We start from the raw sequence: 19631 nt of genomic DNA, 5'->3' as shown, positions 1-19631 counted from the left end.
CAGCACCTGCGAGGGAGCCCCCGTGCCGACGTACGCCTACACCTGCACCGACTGCGGCCACGGCCTGGAGGTGCGGCAGTCCTTCACCGACGAGGCCCTGACCGAGTGCCCCGCCTGCTCCGGGCGCCTGCGCAAGGTCTTCAACAGCGTGGGCGTCGTCTTCAAGGGCAGCGGCTTCTACCGCACCGACTCGCGCGGTGCGGGCGCCAAGGACGGGGACGGCGGCTCCGGTGGGGACGGCGCGAAGGGCGCCGACGGCGGCGCGGCCGCGAGCAACGGCTCGTCGAGCCCGTCCAGCTCGACGGGCTCGACCGGCTCCTCGGGCTCGTCCGGCTCCTCGGGCTCGTCCGGCTCGGGGTCCTCGGGGTCGTCCAGCAGCGCGTCGACCGGGTCGGCGGCGTCGACGTGAAGCTGACCCGCCCCGCACCCGCGCACCGTCGAGGCCGCCTCCGGCGCCGCCGTCCACAGGCCGCGGGCCGTCCGCAGCGGGCGGAGCGCCCGGCGCCCTAGCGTCGCGGCGGTGAGGACCATCGGCGCCGCCCCGCCCGCTGCACCGGTGCGCGCCGGGCCCGGTGCGGCGTCCCGGCTGCGCCGCGCCCTGCGGCGCCGGCGCCGCCTGCTGGCCGCCGTCCTGCTCGCGGCCGCCGCCGGCACGGGGGTCGCCGCGCTGCAGCCCGCACCGCCGCCGTCGGCGCAGGTGCTCACCGCGGCGCGCGACCTGCCGGCCGGGCACCGCCTGGCCGAGGGCGACCTGCGGCCCGTGGCCCTGCCGCCGGAGGCGGTGCCGGACGGCGCGCTGTCGCCCGCTGCGGCCACCGGCGGCCTGCTCGCCTCGCCGGTGCGCCGCGGGGAGCCCGTCACCGACGCCCGCCTGGCCGGCCCGAGCCTGCTGCGCGGCGCGGCGGACGGCGAGCTGGCCGTGCCCGTGGCCGTGGACGGCCCCCTGCCCGCCGGCCTCGTGCGCCTCGGCGACCGCGTGGCCGTGCTGGCCGGCCCGGGCGCGGACGCGCTCGCCGGCGCCTCACCCGAGGGCGGCGAGGTGCTGGTGCGCAGCGCCCGCGTGCTGCTCGTGGAGGGCGGCGAGGGCAGCGGCTCGCTGCTGGCTCCGGCGGCCGGTGCGGGCGGCGCCGTCGCCGTCCTCGCGCTCGACCCCGCCCAGGCCGCCCGCGTGGCCGGTGCGGCCGGTGCACGGCCCCTGCAGCTCGCCCTCCTGCCGCCCCCGCCTGCCCTAGCCTCCTGAGGTGGCCAGGAACGCCCTGAGCGGCTTCAAGGACTTCATCCTGCGCGGCAACGTCGTCGACCTGGCCGTCGCCGTGGTCGTCGGCGCCGCCTTCACCGCCGTGGTCGACGCGATCGCCGTCGACTTCTTCGGCAGCCTGCTGGCGGCCGTCAGCGGGGTCCAGGACGGCGAGCTGCAGCGCGTCGGCATCCCGACCGGGGTGGTCGGCTCCGACGGGCGGCCGACGGTGCTGTCCGTCGGGCCGTTCCTCGCAGCCCTCCTGCAGTTCCTCATCGTCTCCGCGGTGCTCTACTTCCTCGTCCTGCGACCGACGAACCGGCTCCTGCAGCGCCGCGCCCGCGGGGAGGAGCCGGAACCGGTGGCGACCCCGGAGGACGTCGCGCTGCTGCGCGAGATCCGCGACCTGCTGCGCGCCCAGCAGGCCGACGGCGCCGGCTCGGGTGCCAGCTCAGCCGCCCCGCGCCCGCCGGCCTGACCCGAGCCCGGTCCGAGCCCGAGCCCGAGCCCGCGCTGAGCTCAGCCCGCGCGAGCGCAGGCCGGGAGCGGCTCAGCCCCAGTGCGGAGGACGCTCGCGCAGCCAGCGCTCGTCGTCCCCAGCGGCCCCGGGCCGCTCCCAGCCGGCGTCCGCGTCGTCGGCGCCGGCGCCGCTCGCCCCGGCGTCCGGATCGGCGCTGCCGCCGGTGGCAGCCCGCACCGCGCGGCGCGGCCCGCGCCGGCGAGCCGCACCACCCGCTCCGGTCTCCGGCGGCCCACCCGCCGCGGCGGTCACCGCACGGACTCCCGCGAGGGGCGCGCGTCGGCCGAGCCCACCGTGAGGTCGACCTGCCCCGAGGCGGCCGCTCCCCCGCCGTCCTGGCCGTGCCCGTCCTGGCCGTGCCCGTCCTGGCCGTGGGCGTCCTGGCCGTGCCCGGTCGAGCCCAGCCGGTCCGGGCCCGCGTCACCGGGATCCGCACCGTCCGGGCCCGGCTCGAGCGGACCCCCGCCCGCGTCGTCCGGCTCCTCCGCGCCTGCGGGCACCGGCGCGCCGGGCTCCTGCTCGGCAGCCGCGGCGCCGTCGCCCGGCGGCGCGAGCAGCGCCTCGTCGGGGACGACGGGCCCGGAGGCGGGCGAGGACGGACGCACCGCCTCGAGCTCGCGCTGCACGCGCCGGGCCGCGGCGTCCGGATCGGCGAACAGGTCCACGGCCCCCAGCCGCACGGTGCGCCAGCCGAAGCGGGCCAGCTCCTCGGGCAGCAGCAGCTCGCGGTGCAGCAGGTCGCCGCCCGCGCCGGGGTCGGCGTCGTCGGGCGCGTCCGGCAGGTCGGTGATCACCGCGACCGCGGGCGACTCGCCGCGGCCGGGCTGGACGACGAGGTCGGGCACCGACGCGCCGGGGCGCGCGCGCAGGCCCCGCGCCGACAGGCGCTGCGCGAGCCGCGCCAGCAGCGGGTCGGCGGCCTCCGCCGCGAGGGGGTGGACGTCGGAGCCGCCGGCCCGCGCGCGCTCGGCGCCGGCGCGCGCCGCGGCGTCGGCGGCCTCCAGGGCGAGCAGCACCCGGCGCAGCGCCAGGCCGCCGTCCGAGCGCAGCCGCCCCTCGTCCAGGGCCGAGCCCGCCACGCAGCTGACCACGGTCAGGCGCAGGCGCGCGCGGGTCAGCGCGACCGCCAGCCGCCGGTGCCCCTCGGGCTCGTCGAGGGGGCCGAGGCGGTGCACGAACCGCCCGAGGGGGGTGATGCCGAAGCCGACGCTGACGACGACGGCGTCGCGCACGGTGTCCGCGCAGCGCTCGACGTCGGTGACGACGAAGGGCTCCGGGGGCCGCAGGCCGCGCTGGCCGGCGTCGGCGCCACTGAGGTAGCGGGCCAGGTCGGGCCGCTCGGGCAGCACGGCCCGCAGGGCGTCGGCGATCCGCCGCGCGTGCGGGCGGGTGAGCGCGATCACGGCGAGGGACTCCGACGGGCGGGTGCGCGCGTGCTCGGTGACGAGCTCGACGACGCGCGCCACCTCCCCCTCGGGGCTCTCGACGACGCCCTCCTCGTCGGGCCGCCCGGTCGGCTCGGCGACGAGGTCCAGGCGCGCGGCGGCCGACCCGGGGGCGGCGGGCACGGCGCTGGAGCCGGTGCGGGCCCCCGGCACCAGGCGCGCGAGCTCGGCCAGCTGCGCGGGCATGCGGTGCTGGTGGTCCAGCTCGAGGGTGGGCAGGACGCCGGCCAGGGCCGAGAAGACGCTGTCGCGGCTGCTGACGGCGGTGGTGCCCGGGCGCGGGGCGACGGGCGCGGGCGGCAGGCCCCCCGGGTCGCCGACGACGACCACCTGGCGCGCGGAGGCCACCGCCAGCACCGCCTCGGGCACGCCGGTGCGGTGGGCGGCGACCAGCACCACGACGTCCTGGCGCTCGGACGGCGGGACGTCGTGCGGCAGCGCGAGGGGGCTGCAGACGCGGCACGGCGGCGCGCCCGCGAGCGCCGTGGCGTCGCGCACCCGGCGCACGGCGGCCGCGACGCGGCGGCGCTCGTCGGCGGCGAGCGCCGCGACGACCTCGGCGCGCCGGCCCGGGTCCAGGCCCGCCAGCACGGGCTCCTCGGCCAGGACGGCGTCGAGCACCGAGCGCCACCACACGCGCAGCAGCTCGCGGGGGGCGTCCTGCGCCGGCACCTGGCGCTCGCGCAGGTCCTCCAGCAGCGGGCCCAGCCCGCGGGCGCGCAGCTGGCGCACCAGGGAGGTGCGGCGCGGCAGGTCCACCAGGGCGCTGTCGTCCCCGGCGAGGGTCTCCAGCCGCTGCAGCAGCGCCTCCCAGGGGGTGGCGAGCAGGTCCCCGCCGCCGGCCGTGGGCGCGAGCACCTGCTGCAGCCACGCCAGGTGGTCGACGACCTCGGTGCAGGCGACCTCCGCGGCGGGCACGCCCTGCGGCACCGCGGGCAGCAGGCCGGCGGCCTCCGGGTCCTGCCAGGCCGTCCACGCCCGGCGGCTGGCCTCGGCCGCCGCGAGCGCCGCGTGCAGGTCCTGCGGCAGGACGCCGGGGCGCAGCAGCTCGCGCGCGGCCCGCTCCAGGCGGCGCCGCTCGAGGATGCCCATGCGCACGCCCCGCTCGCCGCGGTCGGAGCTGGAGGCGGTGGCGTCGAGCAGGTCGTCCAGGGGCCGCTCGAAGACCGCCGGGGTGAACAGGTCGAGGTCCTCGCGCACGGCGGTGAGCAGCTGCAGCTGGTCGGCGCACTCGACGACGGACTGCGGCGCGCGCAGGCCGCTGGCTGCGGCCAGCGCGGCGGCCTGGGCGCGCAGCGAGGGCACGAGGTGGTCGTGGAGGGCGCGCACGGTCGACAGCGCCGCGGCGGCGTCCTCGCTGCGGGTCAGGGACGCGCCGGCCCACGGGCTGTCGCCGGTGTGCACGGTCAGCGCGCCGAGCTCGATGGCCTCGGCCAGCTGCTCGGCGGCCTGGTCGCACGCCTGCGCGTCCAGCTGGCGCAGCGCCAGCGCGGACAGGCGCACGCCGGTGGGCGGGCCCTCCAGGGCGGTCAGGGCGTGCAGCGCGTCGAGCGCGCTGACCCCCCACGGCTCGCGCACGGCGTGCAGGGCCCGGTGGTGGGCGCGCAGCTCCGCGGCGGGGTCGCGGTCGGGGCGCGCGAGGCGCTCCGGCTCGGCGTGCACCCGGGCCAGCGGGCCGGTGGCGCGGGCGTCGAGCGCCCCGGCGGGGTCGCCGACGAGGTCGGCCAGGCCCAGGCCGGCGAGGCGGCGCGCGACGTCCTCGGCCTCCACCTGCTGCCCGGGCACGAGCAGCACGCGCCGCCCGGAGCCGGCGAGGGCCGCCACGGCCGCCGCGACCAGCTGGGTCGCGCCCGTGCCGGGGCCGGCCTCCACGCGCAGCGACGCCCCGGCCAGGACGGCGTCCAGCACGCGCCGCTGGTGCGGGTCGAGGGCGAGGACCCGCAGGTCGGCCGCCGCGGAGCCGTCGCCCGGCGCCGCCGGTGGCAGCGCGGCGTCCTGCTCCTGCAGCCGCACCCGGGCCGCCGGGTCCCCCGCCAGCGCCAGGGCGACGTCGCACTCGGCCAGCGCGGCGGCCGAGCGGTCCAGCTCCGCCACGAGCGCGGGGGCGACGTCCACCAGGGCCGTCACGAGCAGGGCGGTGCGGATCTCCACGCCGGGCGCCTGCAGGCGCGTGAGGGTGCGCAGGCGCTCCAGCGTGGGGGTGGGGTCGAAGCCGTGCTGGTGGCCGGCGAGGGCGGCGAGGGCCTGCGGGTCCACGGCCACGCCGCGCCGCTGCAGCTCCCGCACGAGGGCGGGGTTGGTGCGCACGGCGCCGCCGAGGTCGAGCTCGTAGTCGACCTGCCCGGAGCCGCGCGGGCGCAGCTCCAGGGGCCGCAGCAGCACCGGGGTGCTCACGACGTCCCCGGTCTCGGCGTCGCGCCAGGAGGCCAGGCCGACGGCGAGCACGCACGCGCGCAGACCGTGCTCGTCGCTCAGGGCCGCGGCGGCCTGCCGGATCGCGCGGGCGCGCCGGCGCGTGTCGCCCAGCACGCCCGGCTCGCGGAACATGTGCGACAGCCGCGTCGGGCGCCCGGCGAGGAACATCGCGATGCCCGATGGGTGGGCCGTGGAGAGGTCGAGCGAGCCCTCGTGCAGGTCGCGGAAGCTCATCAGCGGCTCCGGGCCCCCGAGGCCGGCCAGCTCGCGGCGCCACACGGCGAGCGCGTCGGTCAGCACCGGCGGCGCGATGGCGCGCGCCCGCTCCTCGCCCGCTGCAGGGCTGTCGGCGCCGACGGGACCGCCCCGGGCCCCGTCGTCCACCGGCTCACCGCGCACCGCCCCACGCTAGTCGTCAGCGCGCACGCTCGTCTCGCCCCCGGGGTCGGCGCGCCGGGACGGCCCCCCGGGGCGGTAGCGTGTCCGCGCCGTCCCCGCCCCCGTAGCTCAGGGGATAGAGCATCGGTTTCCTAAACCGTGTGTCGCCAGTTCGAATCTGGCCGGGGGCACCTCTCTGACCTGCAGCGACGGCGCCCAGCAGGCGCCCCGACGGGGCGCGGGACCGCTCCAGGTCCGCATCTGGTCCGCACCGGTCCGCAGCACCTGTGCGCGGATGGCCTCGTCGAGGCGCTCGGCGACGTCGCCGTGGTCGGCGTCGAAGAGGTCCGCGTGGACGTCGAGGGTCATGGCGGCGGAGGCGTGCCCGAGCATCCGCTGCACGGCTCTGACGTTGGCGCCGGCGGAGACTGCGAGGCTCGCGGCGGTGTGCCGCAGCTCGTGAGGGGTCAGCCCAGCCAGGCCCGCCCGCCGGCGCCGAGGACGCCGGGACGCTGCCGATGGCGCCACCCGTCAACAGCACCACCGCGGCAGGCAGCATGACGGCGGCCGAGACGAGCCCTTTCACGACGTTCCCCCGGTGAGCGCGCAGCCGAGCGACCGCCCGGAGGTCCAGCGCTGGACGGGGCCGGCGGGTGCCGTCATGTCGATCACCCCTGTCTGATGACTCTGCCGCCGCCTGCGGCTGTCCCGAGCCAGTGAGCCGGCCTGGTCCTGCCGAGGGCCTCGTCGCGGCAGCGGCCGGCATCTGCGGTGACCAGCTGGGCGTCCCCGCCCGCCCGCAAGTAGCCGCGCCGAACCGCTGTCGGCGGCACGGACGGGGTCAGCGACCTCGGGACAGGGCGGGCAACGCCGTGGGCAAGAGGCTCGGCAAGCCTCAGCCTCTTCGGGTTTCGAACACGTGTACCAAGGTGCGGTGCTGGCAGGCGGGCTGAGCCGGCGAGGCGGTCCCCTGCCGGCGTTCTCGCGAGAGGCCGCCACCCGGGCTACGGCACGGGCCCGCGCACCTGCTGGGTCCAGGGGCCAGTCGAGGAGCCCTCTCGTGTCCAGGCGTCACGCTCGTGAATGTGCAGGACGACGGCTGATCAGCCGTCGTCGTCTACGTCGTCACCGACACCGCAGGCGAGTGGCGGGTCGCCGATCCGACGGTCGCAGGTTCGAATCCTGCCGGGGGCACCGACGACGTCCCTTCTTCCGCTCCGCCGCCCACTTGTGGTCGTGTCGCGCAGCGCGTCCGCAGGAGCCATGTCCACAGCGCCGATGATGGCGGAGGCTCGAGCTGCTCGACGTGAGTATCGACATCGCTCAGTCGTGCACACAGGGTCGAGGTCGACCTAGCGGGCCGGTGCCTGGCCGCGCCCGGCGTTTCGCACGATCTCGGCGGCGATGTCGTGGAGCTTTCGGTTGGCGTGCTGGGACTGGCGTGCGAGATGGGTGAACGCCTCGTCCGGGCTGACGCGGAAGTGGGCGATGAGGATGCCTTTGGCCTGCTCGATGGTGGCGCGGTTGACCATGGCCTGTTCCATCTGGCGGGCCAGTCGCGTGGAGGAGTCGAGCAGGTCCGCGTTGATCAGGGCGACGGCGGCGTAGTCGACGAAGACCTGCGCGGCTTCGACCGCGGCGTCGTCGAAGACGCCTGCGGTGCGGCTGTAGAGGTTCATGCCGCCGACGGTGCGCTGGGGCACGGGCATGCCCACCGACAGGGAGGAGCGGACCCCGGCCCTGGCGGCGGCACGGTTGTAGTCGGGGTAGCGGTCGTCGTCGCCCACGTCGGCGATGCTGATCAGCGTGCCGGCGGTGGCGGCATCGGTGCACGGGCCGAAGCCGCGCTCGTACTGGCGCTCGTCGAGGTGCACGGCGAGGTCACCGGTGAAGGCCACGCTGGCGGGCCTGCCGTCCTTGATGAGGGTGACGGAGACGTCATCGGCGCCGGGAATGGTGGCCCGGGCCAGCTCCGCGACGCGCTGCATGACTTGGGTGAGGGTCAGGTCGCTCAGCGGGATCCGGGCGAGTTCCGCCCAGGCTCGGGATGGCTCCGTCAGCGATCGCTCACCGCCCCCGTCGCCGGAGGAGGTGGCGTCGGGGGGCTCCTCCGTGCTGAGTCGGTGCCCCCGCATGGGCTCCGGACCTGCGGTGCTGCGTCCCGATGGGGTGGGCTCGTCTTCGGCCATGCGCCGCCGTCCTGGGAGTCGACCCCTGCCACCACCACGGCCGGCGGCGGCGCGCGTGGGCAGCAGGTCTGGTGAGTGCTCGGATGGAGAGTACGGCGACCGCGCGGTAACGGGAAGCGCGGTGGTCGCGTCAGCGCCCGCAACTGGAGCTGACGACCCGGCGGATGCTCGGTGTGCCATCACCAGGTAGAACGACCTCGTGAAGCGCGCGCGCCGGCGGGGGAGCCTTGGCAGCGACCGGACGCGGCGGAGGCCTGCGCTCCGGGCGTGCGTGCGGTGACGACATCGGACAGGACGGGGAGCTGAGTGGACGAGTCTGAGCTGCCTGTCGATGACGGCGTCGGCAGTGACCGTGTGCGCTCTGCGGTTCTGCACCAGCTGCCCTGGTACGTGATCGTCTACGAGGGTCCCGAGCACCGGGCTGCGGCCCTCAACGCCGAGTTCCTCCAAGTCTTGGGCGGGTTCAACCCCGTCGGCATGCGCGCCGCGGACTTCCTCGGCGGCAGCGAGGACCAGGGGATCATCGGCATCTTCGACCGCGCCTACGTGGGCGAGCAGGCGCTGTTCCACCGGATGCGCCTGGGCGTGGCCACGCCGCACGGGCACCAGCAGGAGATCGTCCTGGACTTCGAGGTCAGCCCGTTCCGGGACCGGCACGGTGCGATCGTCGGCGTCGTCGGCGTCGGCCGTGACGTCACGGCCACCGTCCGCCAGCAGGAGGCCGACGCCGCGGCGGCGGCCGAGCTGGGCCGGCGGTACCGGCGCGCCACCGACGTGATCGAGGAGGTGCAGCGCGCGCTGTTGCCGACCCGGCTGCCGGTGCTGCCCTCCGTGGAGGTGGCGGCCAGCTATGTCGTCGGCGGAGAGGAGCAGGCCGCCGGCGGGGACTGGTACGACGTCCTGCCCCGCCCGAGCGGAGTGGTGGCCGCGGTGGTGGGTGACGTCGTCGGGCACGGGGTGGGCGCCTCGGCGGTGATGGCGCAGCTGCGCGCTGTGGCCCTGGAGCGCCTGCACGCAGGGGCGAGCCCGGCCGACGTCGTCCGCGCACTCGACCGCTTCGTCGAGGTCGTGCCCGAGGCCCGCTCTGCGACGATCTGCGTGCTCCACTTGCGCCCCGGTGAGCGGTCCCTCGAGTACTGCACCGCCGGGCACTCACCACCACTCGTCATCGACGGTGACGGCGACAGGGGCAGCCGGTACCTCGACCCCGTCCCCGCCCCGCCGCTCGGGGAGGACGCCGAGCGCACCACCTCCACCGCCGTGCTATCACCCGGGGAACTCGTGCTGCTCTACACCGACGGGATCATCGAGCGGCCCGGGACCAGCGCGATGGCCGGCACGGCCGAGCTCGCCCAGGTCGCCGCCGCGGCCGCCGCTGACCGGCTCATGCCGGTGTTCACGCTGCCCGCGGCGGTCGACCGGGTGACGGTGCAGACCCTGGAGCGTCTGACCCGCGTCACCGGGTCGACGGACGACATCACCCTCCTCGCCCTGCAGCCCACCGCACCGCTGCCGGACCTGCACCTGGCCGCTGAGACCACCCGAGCCGACATCCCCCGGGTCCGCGCGGAGGTGCGCCGATGGCTGGGCGCCGAGCGGGTCGCCGAGCACGCCCTCGACCGGCTCGACGAGATCGTCACCGAGCTGGTCGACAACGCCGTCGAGCACGCTTACGCCGACGCCGGCCCGAGCACCCACACCGGCGATGGCTCCGGTCACGTCGCCGTCGACGCCCACCTCGACGAGCGCGGGGTGGTCACCTTGACGGTCACTGACCGGGGACGCTGGCGCCCCCCGCCGCAGCCCACCACCGGCCGCGGGCTCGGGCTCGCCATCGTCCAGCACCTCACCGACCGCATGCAGCTCGACCACACCCCCGAGGGCACCACCGTCACCGTCCGGTTCCAGCCGTGGAAGATCTCTCACGGGGCCGGCCCACAAGCCCCCCGCACCGCTCGCGAAGTCTTCGACGCCTTCACCGAACACCGCGCCGATCGCTCCATCCTCACCGTCCGCGGACCGGTCGACGCGTCCAACATCCTCGAGCTCGACGCCGAACTCTCCCTCGGTGTCACCCCCGGCGCCCCACCCCTGACCGTGGACCTCGAGCAGGTCACCGTGCTTTCCAGCGCCGCCTTGCACGCCATCCGCCGCCGGCTCGATCAGGCCCGCCTCGCCGGCGTCGACACCCACCTCGCCAGCAGCCCCGGCACCGTGGCCCAGCAGGTCTTCGCCCTCGTCGGCATCGACACCCACAGCCAGCGGGCGTAGACACCGACGCCGCCGACTCGACGCCCAAGGCCCTTCGCAGAGGAGGATCCGCTGTGGAGCCATTGCCGACAGCGGTTGGTGCGGCGCGGATCACCGCGTCCCCTGCGCCATGGCTACGGGCCTCGGGACTGCCCAGACTCCGGTTGACTCGCTCGGGTAGGGGTGGTCATGGCGCATGGACGCCTGCCATGGCCTCCGCTGTCATGGGGACCAGCCGTGCAGCTGTCGCCCGCTTCTTCCATGAATGGACATGAATGCCACAGCAGCACCACGGCCAGGTGACGCAGCACGTGACCCCGTTGATGGCGCCTCGTGCCGAAGGCTGGGGACGGGGCGTCCTTCCGGTGCGACGGGCGGGGGAGGACTGGGAACGCCGTGGTGACGGACCGGGCATGGCGCTGTACCGGGCGGGCCAGCCGACACTGCACCTCGCCACTGAGCTGCCAAGATCCTCGAGTCGGCTCTGCCCGTCACCACCCGGTACAGGTTCAGCCGCTCCTCTGACGCGGTGCTGCCCGCCCGGCGACTGCGAACACGGTGAACCCGTGACGACAGCGGGCGCCCTCCCGGGGCAGCGCGTCGCGAGCGCACCGCCACTGCCACTGCCGAGGACCGGAGGCCGGCCACCCTCCTCAAGGCGTGGAGGACTCGCAGCATGCACCGGGCGTGGCTCTTGCCCGCTCTCGGCAGGAGGGCGGAGCGAGGTGTGCGTCTGCTTCGCAGACGCCGCCGTCCTGGCCGCTGGCGGGCGGTCAGGACGGCGACCTGCGGCGCCGCGGGCGCCACACGGTCTGGACGCCGGCACGCGCCGTCGCCCTGGCAGGGCGGTGAAGCCGGGAGGCTCCATGCGCCACCGGTGAGGCCGTCAGCGGCCAACGGGCCTGTGACGGCCGGGTCGATGCCGCGTCCCTTCCGGGCGGACCTCGTGGGTGTGCCCGTCGCGTGCGGCTCGCGCGGTCGTGGGAGTGCCGCGGCCGGCGCGGTCTCGACCGGGCCGCAGCTGGCGTTGGTCCCGTCTTCCTGTGCGGCACCTCACCGCCTCGCACCGCTGTCGGGTGCTGGACTCGGGTCGAGCCCCGTGGTGTCGCACGGTCGGGCAAGGGTCTGGGCAAGGCCGCCCGGTCAGCGTCGCCTCCGGGAAGGAAGTGTCGCCCCATGCCTGATCCGGACCCTCAACGCCGACCGTTGCCCGACGGCCTAGCGCCGGCGACCGCGCCGGTGGCCCGGCCCAGTTCGCCGCCGTGGGCCCGGGCCCAAGACCACAACCGCCCGAGTCCGTGGCCCGCATCCGGTTCGCCAGACCGTGGCAGGCAGTTCTTCCCGCGCCAGCAGGGATGAGTCATCTCGGCTCAGCTGCGACTCGCACTCGAATGAAGTGCCGGAGGTGAAGTACGACCCCGTAGGCCACGACGGCACCAGGTGCCCTTGCTCGTACTTCTGCAAGGCCATCGCTGTGCCGAACGGCTCAGCTTCCGGGCTGGGCAGCGTCAAAGTGGTGTTGAGGACCACGTGCAACGCCCGACAGGTGGTACGCACAAGGTCAACACATCCCTCGAATGCCGCCACCACGTCGCCTTCGCTCGGCTCGACTGGCACCGAAGCGGTCAAATGGGCCACCGTCACGCTGCTCGACCCCCAGGACGTCACCGCCGGCAACGGCGACGGCCGCCAACTCAAGATCACCGCCTCCGCCGACCAGCTCGCCCTGATCGCCGCCACCGTCCTGGTCCTGATCGACGAGGCCCGCTTGCTGTACGAGCAACGCCGCACCCTCCACCACTGACGCAACGACGCGCCGACACCCGCGCCCCACAGTCTTCGACAGGCCGACGGCCAACAACCGCTGCGACGGCCCGCTGGCCAGCGAAGAGGATCCCGACCTGCGCCGGCGGGGCTGCCCGTCAACCCAACTGCAGCAGTCCCGGTAGACGCTCCCAAGCAGCCAGATACCGACCACAAGCCCTGCCCTGGGCATCGCACCCTGCAGCGGCGAGAACCTTCCTGCTGTTGTCCGCAATCAGTCCGCAGCGCTGTAGTCGCCAGGGGTCACAAGAAGATCCTCGATGCAGGCATCGTCGCAGGTCAGAGGCGGTTCGCCGCCTAGCGCCGCTAGCCCGTACCGCCTTCCTGAACCGTGTGTCGCCAGTTCGAACCTGGCCGGGGGCACCGCCACCGCGTCGACCTCCGGGGCCCGGGCGCCCGGGGGGCTGGGTGCCCGGGAGGGCTGGCTGCTCAACCCGCCCGGGCTCTCGTCCTCGGTGGAGTCCGGGCTCGACCTGGACGTGGCCCGACCCTCCCGCACCGACGTCCCGATGGACACCCGTCGCCGCACGAGGCTTCGTCTGGCGGCCTCCGGCTGCGCGAATAGTCTTCCGCGTGGGCAGGCCCCCCCGCTCGTCCGCATCTCAGGAGGCGAAGTGCCCACACCGCAGACACAGCCCGCCCTGGTTCAGCGGTCGTCGTTCTCCTCCGCCGACGACGTCGAGATCACCGACTTCATCCGGCAGATGTACGTCGACGGCAGGGCACGGTTCGCGCCGATCAGGAACGGCGCGCGGTTCTCGGCGCTGACGAACGACACCCCGGTCATCGCTGCGGACCGGGTGCGCACCTCCATCGACTTCGACGGCACCGTCCCCGACGGGTTCGACGACTACGTGTTCTTCCTCGTCCACGCCGGCAGCATCCAGGTCGGCAGCCGGACCGGCGACACGCTCGCGTCCCGCGGTGACGTCGCGTTCTACCCCCTGCACACGCCGGTCGAGTACGCCACGCAGCACTTCGACGTGACCACCCTGCGGGTCCCGGCCGAGCGGATCGCCCGGGTCGCCGAGGAGGCGGCGGGGGTGCCCGCCGCCGCGGTGCGCTTCCACGGCACCACGCCGGTCTCGGCGTCGATGCACCGCTACTGGCGCTCCCTGGTCGGTCTCGTCAGCGGCGCCCTGATGGACGCTCAGTCACCGCTGAACTCGCCCCTGCTCGCCGAGGAGATGGCCCGCACCGTCGCCACCGCTGCACTGCACACCTTCCCCAACTCGACGATGACGCGCCAGCACCTGCCGGGCCCGGGCACCACCGCGCCGGCGACGCTGCGCCGCGCGGTCGCGCACATCGACGCCCACGCCCACCTGCCGCTGCAGCTGAGCGAGATCGCGGCGGCTGCGGGCACCAGCGTCCGCGCCCTGCAGTACGGCTTCCGCCAGCACCTCGGCACGACACCCCTGGGGTACCTGCGTCGCGTACGGCTCGAGCTCGCGCGAGAAGACCTGCAGCGCGCGGACCCGACCCGCGGGGACACCGTCGCCGCGATCGCCGCGCGGTGGGGCTTCGCCAACCCCGGCCGCTTCGCCACCGCCTACCGCGCCGCCTACGGCGTGCTCCCGGGCCAGACGCTGCGGGGTTGACACCGAGCGTCGACACCGAGCGCGGTACCCGGCGACCCCGCAGCTCCTAGGGCCGGGCGGGCACACGGGAGCGGCCGATGAGGTCGGGTCAGCAGCGCGTGCCAGGCGGTTGCCCACGAGCTGCCCCACGACGACGATCGCCGCGAGGCTGGCGTGGACCACGCCCCCGACGTAGCGCTGCGAGCCGTACTGGATGGCTGGTCGGCCAGGCCGCCGCCGCCGACCAGGCCCGCCTGCGCCGACATGTCGATGATCCCGACGACGATGAGGTGCAGCCCAGCACCAGCGGTTCCAGACCCTCACCGACGACGACGCCGACATCCCGATCCCGGCGCGGGCCCGCCGCAGCCCCTTCTCGTCGAGGCGCGTCAGGTCCTCCCCCGCCACCCGCATGCTGCCGGACGTCGGAGCCTCGAGGGCGTTGACGAGCCGCACGAGCGCGGACTCCCGGCCCCCGAGCAGCCGATGACGGCGAGCACCTCGCCGCGCGCGACGGTGAGCGAGACGTCGTCCACTGCGGTGACGGGAGCCTCGCCACCGGGTCGCCGACCGCCCGGACCTGCACGAGACCGCGCGGGTCAGCCCGGCGGGCACGGCGCTGGCCCGATGGGACCAAGCGGCCGACCACGCCGCCATCGCCGATCCTGACGCATCCCCGGTCCCCCGGAGTGGTGATCGATGCCATCATCGCCGAGCACCGAGTCTCGCCCGATCCGGTGGAGGCACTGGTCCTCGCCCTCCTGGCACCCGGCCTCTAGTGGCACCGCTGGTCCCCCAGGGCGTCTCGTGCCTCATGACGCGGTGTGCAGCGCGGTCACGGCCCGCGGGCTGCTGCATCACGCCTTCGCCTCCAGCTCGTGAGCGGCGAGCTCCCTAGATGCCCATCTCCGCCGATCAGCGCAGTGCCGCAGGTGGCGGTCCTCGTGCGCCGCAGCCGCGCTGCTCGGAGCCGTCGCTAGCGGCGGACGCGCTCGAGCGCCTCTCCCAGCACGCGCGCGCCCGCCGGGAAGGCCCCCGGGTCCGGCCCGGCGTAGTTGAGCCGCACGAAGGGCGCCGCGGGCTCGGCGGGGAACCACTCGGTCCCGGGCGCGAGGAGCACCCCGGAGCGCTCGCACTCGTGGACCAGCTGCTCGACGTCGGTGCCGTCGGGCAGGCGCGCCCACAGGTTCAGCCCGCCCGCCGGCACGTGCTCGACGTGCGCGTCGGGGGCGTGCTCGCGCAGGCTGGCGAGGAGCAGGTCGCGGCGCGCGCGCAGCTGCTCGCGCACGCCGCGCAGGTGCGTGCGCCAGGCGGGCTGGGTGACGACGTCGAGCGCCGCGGCCTGGAGCAGGCCGCTGACGTACATCGACTCCGCCCCGCGGTCGGCCAGGACGCGCTCGCGCGCCGGTCCGCGGGCGATGACGGCGGCGACGCGCAGGGCCGGGGAGACGCTCTTGGTGAGGGAGCGCAGGTAGACCACGTGCCCGCCGTCGTCCCGGGCGGCCAGGGGCGCGGCCGTGGTGGTGATGCCGAAGTCGTGCGCCCAGTCGTCCTCGACGAGGAACGCGCCGCGGGAGCGGACGACGTCCAGCACCTGCTGCGCGACCCGGGACGACCACTGCGCCCCGGTGGGGTTCGCGTAGTTCGGCTGCGCGTAGAGGACGCGGGCGCCGGTCTCCTCGAAGGCCCGCGCCAGCTCCTCCGGGTCCGGGCCGTCGGGGCCGGTGGGCACGGGCACCACGCGGACGCCGGCCTGGGCCGCGGCCGAGATGGCGCCCCAGTACGTCGGGGACTCCAGGAGCAGGGGCCCACCGCCGGGCACGAGGGCGCGGAAGACGGAGCTCAGCCCGCTCTGGCTGCCCGGCAGCACGACGGTGTCGCCGGGCGCCGGCGGGGTGGTGCCGACGGGGGCCGAGGCGCCGAGCTCGTGCGCGAACCAGGACTGCAGCTCGGGCAGCCCCGCGGCAGGAGCGCGCGAGAGGGCGGGCTCCCCGCGGGCCGCCCGCGCGAGGGCCGAGCGCACCAGGCGCTCGGGCAGCAGCTCCCGGTCGGGGTAGCCGGCGTGCAGCGCGACGACGTCGTTCGCGGCGCTGCGCAGGGCGGGAGGGACCGTCCGGACGCGCGCACGGGGAGAGCCGAGGGCCGCGGTCTGCCACCCGTAGTCCGGGGGCCGCGCGGTGCGGACGGCGCGCACGAAGGTCCCGACGCCCGGACGGCTCTCGACCAGGCCCTGGGTGCTCAGGGCGCGCAGGGCCTGCTGCACCGTTCCCGGGCTGGCGCGGTGCTGGGCGACCAGGGCCCGGGTGGAGGGCAGGCGCGCTCCGGGCGGGGCGGTGGCGATCCACGTCCGCAGCACGCCGGCGAGCCGGGCGCTGCTACCGTCGGACATGACGGAACACAGTAGCGCTACTCCCCGGCTGGCCCGAGCGGTACCGCGAACCCGGGCCTCGGGGCTGCGGTGGGGCCTGCTCGGAGTAGCGGCGTTCTCCTTCACCGTGCCGTTCACCCGGGTGGCCGTCGCGGGCCTGTCGCCGCTGTTCATCGGGGCCGGCCGGGCGGTGGTCGCGGCCGGCCTGGCCGCGGCCGCCCTGGCCCTGACGCGCCAGCGGCTGCCCCGCGGCCGGCAGTGGGCGCGCCTGGCCGTGGTGGGCGGCGGGGTCGTCGTCGGCTTTCCGCTGCTGACCTCGTTCGCGCTCACGACCGTCCCCGCCAGCCACGGCGCCGTCGTCATCGCCCTGCTGCCCGCGGCGACGGCGACGACGGCGGTCCTGCGCGGTTCCGAGCACCCGCCGCGCGCGTTCTGGATCGCGGCCGGCGCGGGCGCGGTCGCGGCCGTGGGGTTCGCCTCGGTCCAGGACGGCGGCCCGGGATCCCTGCGGGCGGGCGACCTGCTGCTGTTCGGCGCCGTCGTGGCCGCGGCGGTCGGCTACGCCGAGGGCGGCCTGCTGGCGCGCGAGCTGGGCGCCTGGCAGACGATCTCCTGGGCCCTGGTGCTGTGCGCGCCCCTGATGCTCCTCCTGGCGCTCGGAGCCGGAGCGCAGCGGCCGCCGTCGGGCACGCCCGTGCAGTGGGCGGCGTTCGCCTACCTGGGGGTCGTCAGCATGTTCCTGGGCTTCTTCGCCTGGTACCGCGGCCTCGCCCTCGGGCCCATGGCGCAGGTGAGCCAGGTCCAGCTCGTCCAGCCCGTGCTGTCCCTGGTCTGGGCCGGCCTGCTGCTGGGTGAGCAGCTGACGCGGGCGACCGTCGTCGGCGGCCTGGTCGTCGTCCTGTGCGCCGGCGCCGCGGTGCGCGTGCGGCTGGACGCACCACACCGATAGCTCCAGGGATGATGTGCTTGAACAGCGCGGTTGCGTCGGCATCCGACTCGGATGCCGACGCAACCGCGCACGTCTGCTTCGGCGACCGTGAACGGCTCCTGCCACGTACGTCGTGCGAGGTGATCGGGTGCGGAACCTCCACCCTCGGCTTGTCTGCGCTGAGGGTGGCCAAGGGCTACCCGGTCGCCGTGAGCTCGGTGCCGGAGGTCATGAGGCGACCGGGGATCTTATCGGCATCCTTGCCGACGCGAGTGAAGGTGCCGTCCTTCTTGCCCCCAACGGCTGGTTCAGCACTGTTCAGGGCGTCTGCCGCGCTGTAGATGCCTGCCGAAGCGCCTGTCACGTAGAAGGTCGGAACGTTGTACGCCCTTCCGTCCTCAGTGGGGTGCAAGAAGAGCAGGTAGGTGCTTCCGGTTCGGAGCAGTGGAGCGGGAACCTCGACCATGCCGGGATCTCCGAGCTGCTTCACATCTACCGTGGTACCCGCCTCAACAGCAGACTCAGGCAACCGCGGAAGACCGGTCCGAGACTGCTCGATCACACTATCAACTTTCAAGCTCGTGATCGTGTAGGGGGGAACGGCAGCGGCCGGTCCAGATCCACCTGGCTCGACGGACTGGCTGACCGCGGTGCCGACTACGACCACACTCGTGTCCTTGAGCAGTGCCGGGAGGGATGAGTAGTACGTATGCCTCGAAGCGTCGATGCCTCGCAAGACTTGCTCCTCTGGAACAGGCGTAGCTGACGTCGTACCGGAACTCGCTGAGCATCCAGTCAGCGTGCTGGCCAGTACAGCAGAGCTCAGCGCTCCGATCACACGCGTGAAACGACTGTTCATGCCAGCCCCGATTTTCATCATGATGGACTCCCGAACAAGTGTTGCAGACGAATGGACTAGTAACGAGCATTCATTCCGTTCACGTCATCGGACTGCAAGGTGTAGAAGCTGAGCGACCCAGGTGACGAGTACATGATCGCGTTGCTCGAGGAGTGGTTGAGCCCGAGTCCATGGCCGATCTCATGTGTAGCCACCGCTTGCCTGCGAGTGGCCGAGTAACCATCGGTGTAGTAACCGTTGATCGACGCCGTCGAGCGGAGGGTCGTGCCGTTGCTGCACTCCCAGTTGGCGTACCCGTCGTAACCGTTCGCGCCGTTGTTGTTGCGGATCAGGAAGAAGGTCGCCGAGCTGACGTTCGAGCTCAGGTTCACATCAGTCCGGGACGACCACTGTGATACACCGTTCGCGAAGGCTGTGGCACTCACACCCGGAGCTTGGTTGTTGTACAGGACGTTGGCTGAAGCCCATCGACAACCCGTGAAGCTGTACGCCTCGGCCGCGGGGGCTACAACAGCTGCAGCTGAGAGCGTGACAGCGACCGCTGCCCCAGCGCCCAATGCTCTTCGCACGACCGAAAGATTCATTCGCCTACCTCCTGGGTGGTTTCGAACGCGCACGAACGCTCTCGGTCATCGTTGACCAGAGCGGCTCCGCTGTCCGTGCTACTCGCGCCATAGGGGAGCTCAAGCAACCTAGCTCGAACGCAGCAAAGCCCGTAAGAGTTGACTTTTTGATTTCGGTACGCTAATAGCTGGATCAAAGGGCAGAGTCTGATACGTCGCCGGACTCCTAGGGCTCGTCCTGCGGATCAGGTGCGGAGCCACACGATGAGGCTGACGAGGAGGACGGTGGCTCGGTAGTGGGCGGCGCGCTCGGCGTAGCGGGTGATCAGGGTGCGGAGCTGCTCGAGCCGGTTGAAGGCTCGCTCGCTGACGTCACGTCCTCGGTAGCGGCCTCAGTCAAGGGCGGGTGACCGTCCATCGCGGAAGCCCAGGCGCCAGCGGTCGGAGCGTCCCGGATTCAGGTCGCTCCCTGCTCGGGCCCGGCACGTGGTCTCAGGGGTGCTCGACGCGGCCGAGGACGTGCACGGGGACCTCTTCGACCACGCGCTGTCCGAGACCGAGGCGTTCCTGGCCGTCGTCGACGCCGGGGAGGCCGGCGCGGACGCCGGGCTGGTCGCCGCCGCGGCCGTCAGCGCCTGCCGCGCCGCCCGGCGGGCGGGGCGCAGCCTGCACGGGCAGGCCTCCGCCGTGGACGACGCGCTGGGGACCGCCTGCGGCGGGGCGACGGCGACCGGCGTGCTGGCCGCCCTGGACCTGGACACCGGGCGCCTGCGCTACGTCAGCGCCGCCCACCCGGCCCCGCTCGTGCTGCACGGGGGCCGGGTCGTCAAGGCCCTCCCCGGGGGCCGCCGCACGCCCTTCGGCGTCGACCCGGTGGAGCTGGCCGTCGGCGAGGAGGCGCTGGAACCGGACGACTGGCTGGTCCTGCACACCGACGGCGTCACCGGGGCGCGCGACGCGCCCGGGGTGCCCTTCGGGGTCGACCGGCTGGTCGACCTGCTCCAGCGCGGCGCGGCCGCCGGGCAGCCGGCCCCCGAGACCCTGCGCCGCGTCGCGCGCGCCGTCGAGGCGCACC

The 19631-nt window shown here is 74.9% G+C and carries 13 protein-coding genes, 1 tRNA gene and 2 pseudogenes; 9 read left to right on the top strand and 7 right to left on the bottom strand.

The features are described from left to right. Positions 1–22: 22 nt before the first annotated feature. From BLS82_RS11285 to mscL, 3 genes are all read left to right on the top strand, one after another. Entirely contained in the window at positions 23–409 is a 387-nt protein-coding gene (locus tag BLS82_RS11285; RefSeq protein ID WP_092865780.1) for an FmdB family zinc ribbon protein, read from the top strand. Positions 410–520: 111 nt separating this feature from the next. Beyond that, positions 521–1240: an RcpC/CpaB family pilus assembly protein gene (locus BLS82_RS11280; RefSeq protein WP_218123848.1), complete on the top strand. Its 720-nt coding sequence runs from the start codon at positions 521–523 to the stop codon at positions 1238–1240. 1 nt (position 1241) lies between these two features. Next, entirely contained in the window at positions 1242–1715 is a 474-nt protein-coding gene (mscL, locus tag BLS82_RS11275) for a large conductance mechanosensitive channel protein MscL (protein ID WP_092865777.1), read from the top strand. 72 nt (positions 1716–1787) lie between these two features. On the opposite strand, the gene BLS82_RS15755 is transcribed toward mscL, so the two are convergent. Next, the gene (locus BLS82_RS15755) at positions 1788–1934 is read right to left on the bottom strand and encodes a hypothetical protein (protein WP_176819060.1); all 147 of its coding nucleotides are present in this window, start codon (positions 1932–1934) and stop codon (positions 1788–1790) included. A gap of 71 nt (positions 1935–2005) precedes the next feature. After that, entirely contained in the window at positions 2006–6016 is a 4011-nt protein-coding gene (locus BLS82_RS11270) for a DEAD/DEAH box helicase family protein (protein ID WP_092865774.1), read from the bottom strand. A gap of 97 nt (positions 6017–6113) precedes the next feature. Here BLS82_RS11270 and BLS82_RS11265 point away from each other — a divergent pair. Then, a tRNA-Arg gene (locus tag BLS82_RS11265) sits at positions 6114–6186 on the top strand. 82 nt (positions 6187–6268) lie between these two features. On the opposite strand, the pseudogene BLS82_RS16810 reads toward BLS82_RS11265, so the two are convergent. Both BLS82_RS16810 and BLS82_RS11255 read right to left on the bottom strand, forming a co-directional pair. Further along, a pseudogene (locus BLS82_RS16810) lies at positions 6269–6481 on the bottom strand (tyrosine-type recombinase/integrase); the annotation flags it as partial. Positions 6482–7347: 866 nt separating this feature from the next. Continuing rightward, entirely contained in the window at positions 7348–8184 is an 837-nt protein-coding gene (locus BLS82_RS11255) for a GAF and ANTAR domain-containing protein (RefSeq protein WP_218123847.1), read from the bottom strand. Positions 8185–8538: 354 nt separating this feature from the next. Between BLS82_RS11255 and BLS82_RS11250 the strand changes: the two genes are divergently transcribed. The 3 genes from BLS82_RS11250 to BLS82_RS11235 all read left to right on the top strand — a co-directional run bounded on the left by BLS82_RS11250 (position 8539) and on the right by BLS82_RS11235 (position 13859). Beyond that, positions 8539–10455, top strand: a complete 1917-nt coding sequence (locus tag BLS82_RS11250) for a SpoIIE family protein phosphatase (protein WP_176819059.1) — start codon at positions 8539–8541, stop codon at positions 10453–10455. 1384 nt (positions 10456–11839) lie between these two features. Next, a complete protein-coding gene (locus tag BLS82_RS15375; protein WP_143028825.1) occupies positions 11840–12238 on the top strand; it encodes a hypothetical protein in 399 nt (132 codons plus the stop codon). 634 nt (positions 12239–12872) lie between these two features. After that, positions 12873–13859 carry a helix-turn-helix transcriptional regulator gene (locus tag BLS82_RS11235; RefSeq protein ID WP_092865762.1) on the top strand — a complete coding sequence of 329 codons (987 nt, stop codon included), beginning with the start codon at positions 12873–12875 and terminating at the stop codon, positions 13857–13859. 955 nt (positions 13860–14814) lie between these two features. On the opposite strand, the gene BLS82_RS11225 is transcribed toward BLS82_RS11235, so the two are convergent. Further along, on the bottom strand, positions 14815–16227 hold the full coding sequence (locus BLS82_RS11225; RefSeq protein ID WP_092865759.1) for an aminotransferase-like domain-containing protein: 1413 nt from the start codon (positions 16225–16227) through the stop codon (positions 14815–14817). On the opposite strand from BLS82_RS11225, the gene BLS82_RS11220 reads away from it, so the two are divergent. Further along, entirely contained in the window at positions 16226–17155 is a 930-nt protein-coding gene (locus BLS82_RS11220) for a DMT family transporter (RefSeq protein ID WP_092865757.1), read from the top strand. The two genes, BLS82_RS11225 and BLS82_RS11220, sit on opposite strands and share 2 nt — an antisense overlap. 175 nt (positions 17156–17330) lie before the next feature. Here the strand turns inward: BLS82_RS11220 and BLS82_RS15370 are convergent, their stop codons facing one another. Both BLS82_RS15370 and BLS82_RS11210 read right to left on the bottom strand, forming a co-directional pair. Beyond that, positions 17331–17870, bottom strand: coding sequence for a hypothetical protein (locus BLS82_RS15370; protein ID WP_143028824.1), 540 nt, complete (start codon positions 17868–17870; stop codon positions 17331–17333). 179 nt (positions 17871–18049) lie between these two features. Then, positions 18050–18577, bottom strand: a complete 528-nt coding sequence (locus BLS82_RS11210; RefSeq protein ID WP_092865753.1) for a matrixin family metalloprotease — start codon at positions 18575–18577, stop codon at positions 18050–18052. A gap of 465 nt (positions 18578–19042) precedes the next feature. Here BLS82_RS11210 and BLS82_RS16805 point away from each other — a divergent pair. Next, a pseudogene (locus BLS82_RS16805) lies at positions 19043–19618 on the top strand (PP2C family protein-serine/threonine phosphatase); the annotation flags it as partial. Positions 19619–19631: the final 13 nt, after the last annotated feature.

The organism is Quadrisphaera sp. DSM 44207 (assembly GCF_900101335.1).
Classification (GTDB): domain Bacteria; phylum Actinomycetota; class Actinomycetes; order Actinomycetales; family Quadrisphaeraceae; genus DSM-44207.
This window is presented reverse-complemented; position numbering and strand designations above follow the sequence as displayed.

Bases quoted from the DNA above. Each gene is read 5' to 3' on its own strand.
- BLS82_RS11225 (WP_092865759.1), bottom strand. From the start codon at position 16,227: ATGTCCGACGGTAGCAGCGCCCGGCTCGCCGGCGTGCTGCGGACGTGG.
- BLS82_RS11210 (WP_092865753.1), bottom strand. From the start codon at position 18,577: ATGAATCTTTCGGTCGTGCGAAGAGCATTGGGCGCTGGGGCAGCGGTC.
- BLS82_RS11220 (WP_092865757.1), top strand. From the start codon at position 16,226: ATGACGGAACACAGTAGCGCTACTCCCCGGCTGGCCCGAGCGGTACCG.
- BLS82_RS11255 (WP_218123847.1), bottom strand. From the start codon at position 8,184: ATGGCCGAAGACGAGCCCACCCCATCGGGACGCAGCACCGCAGGTCCG.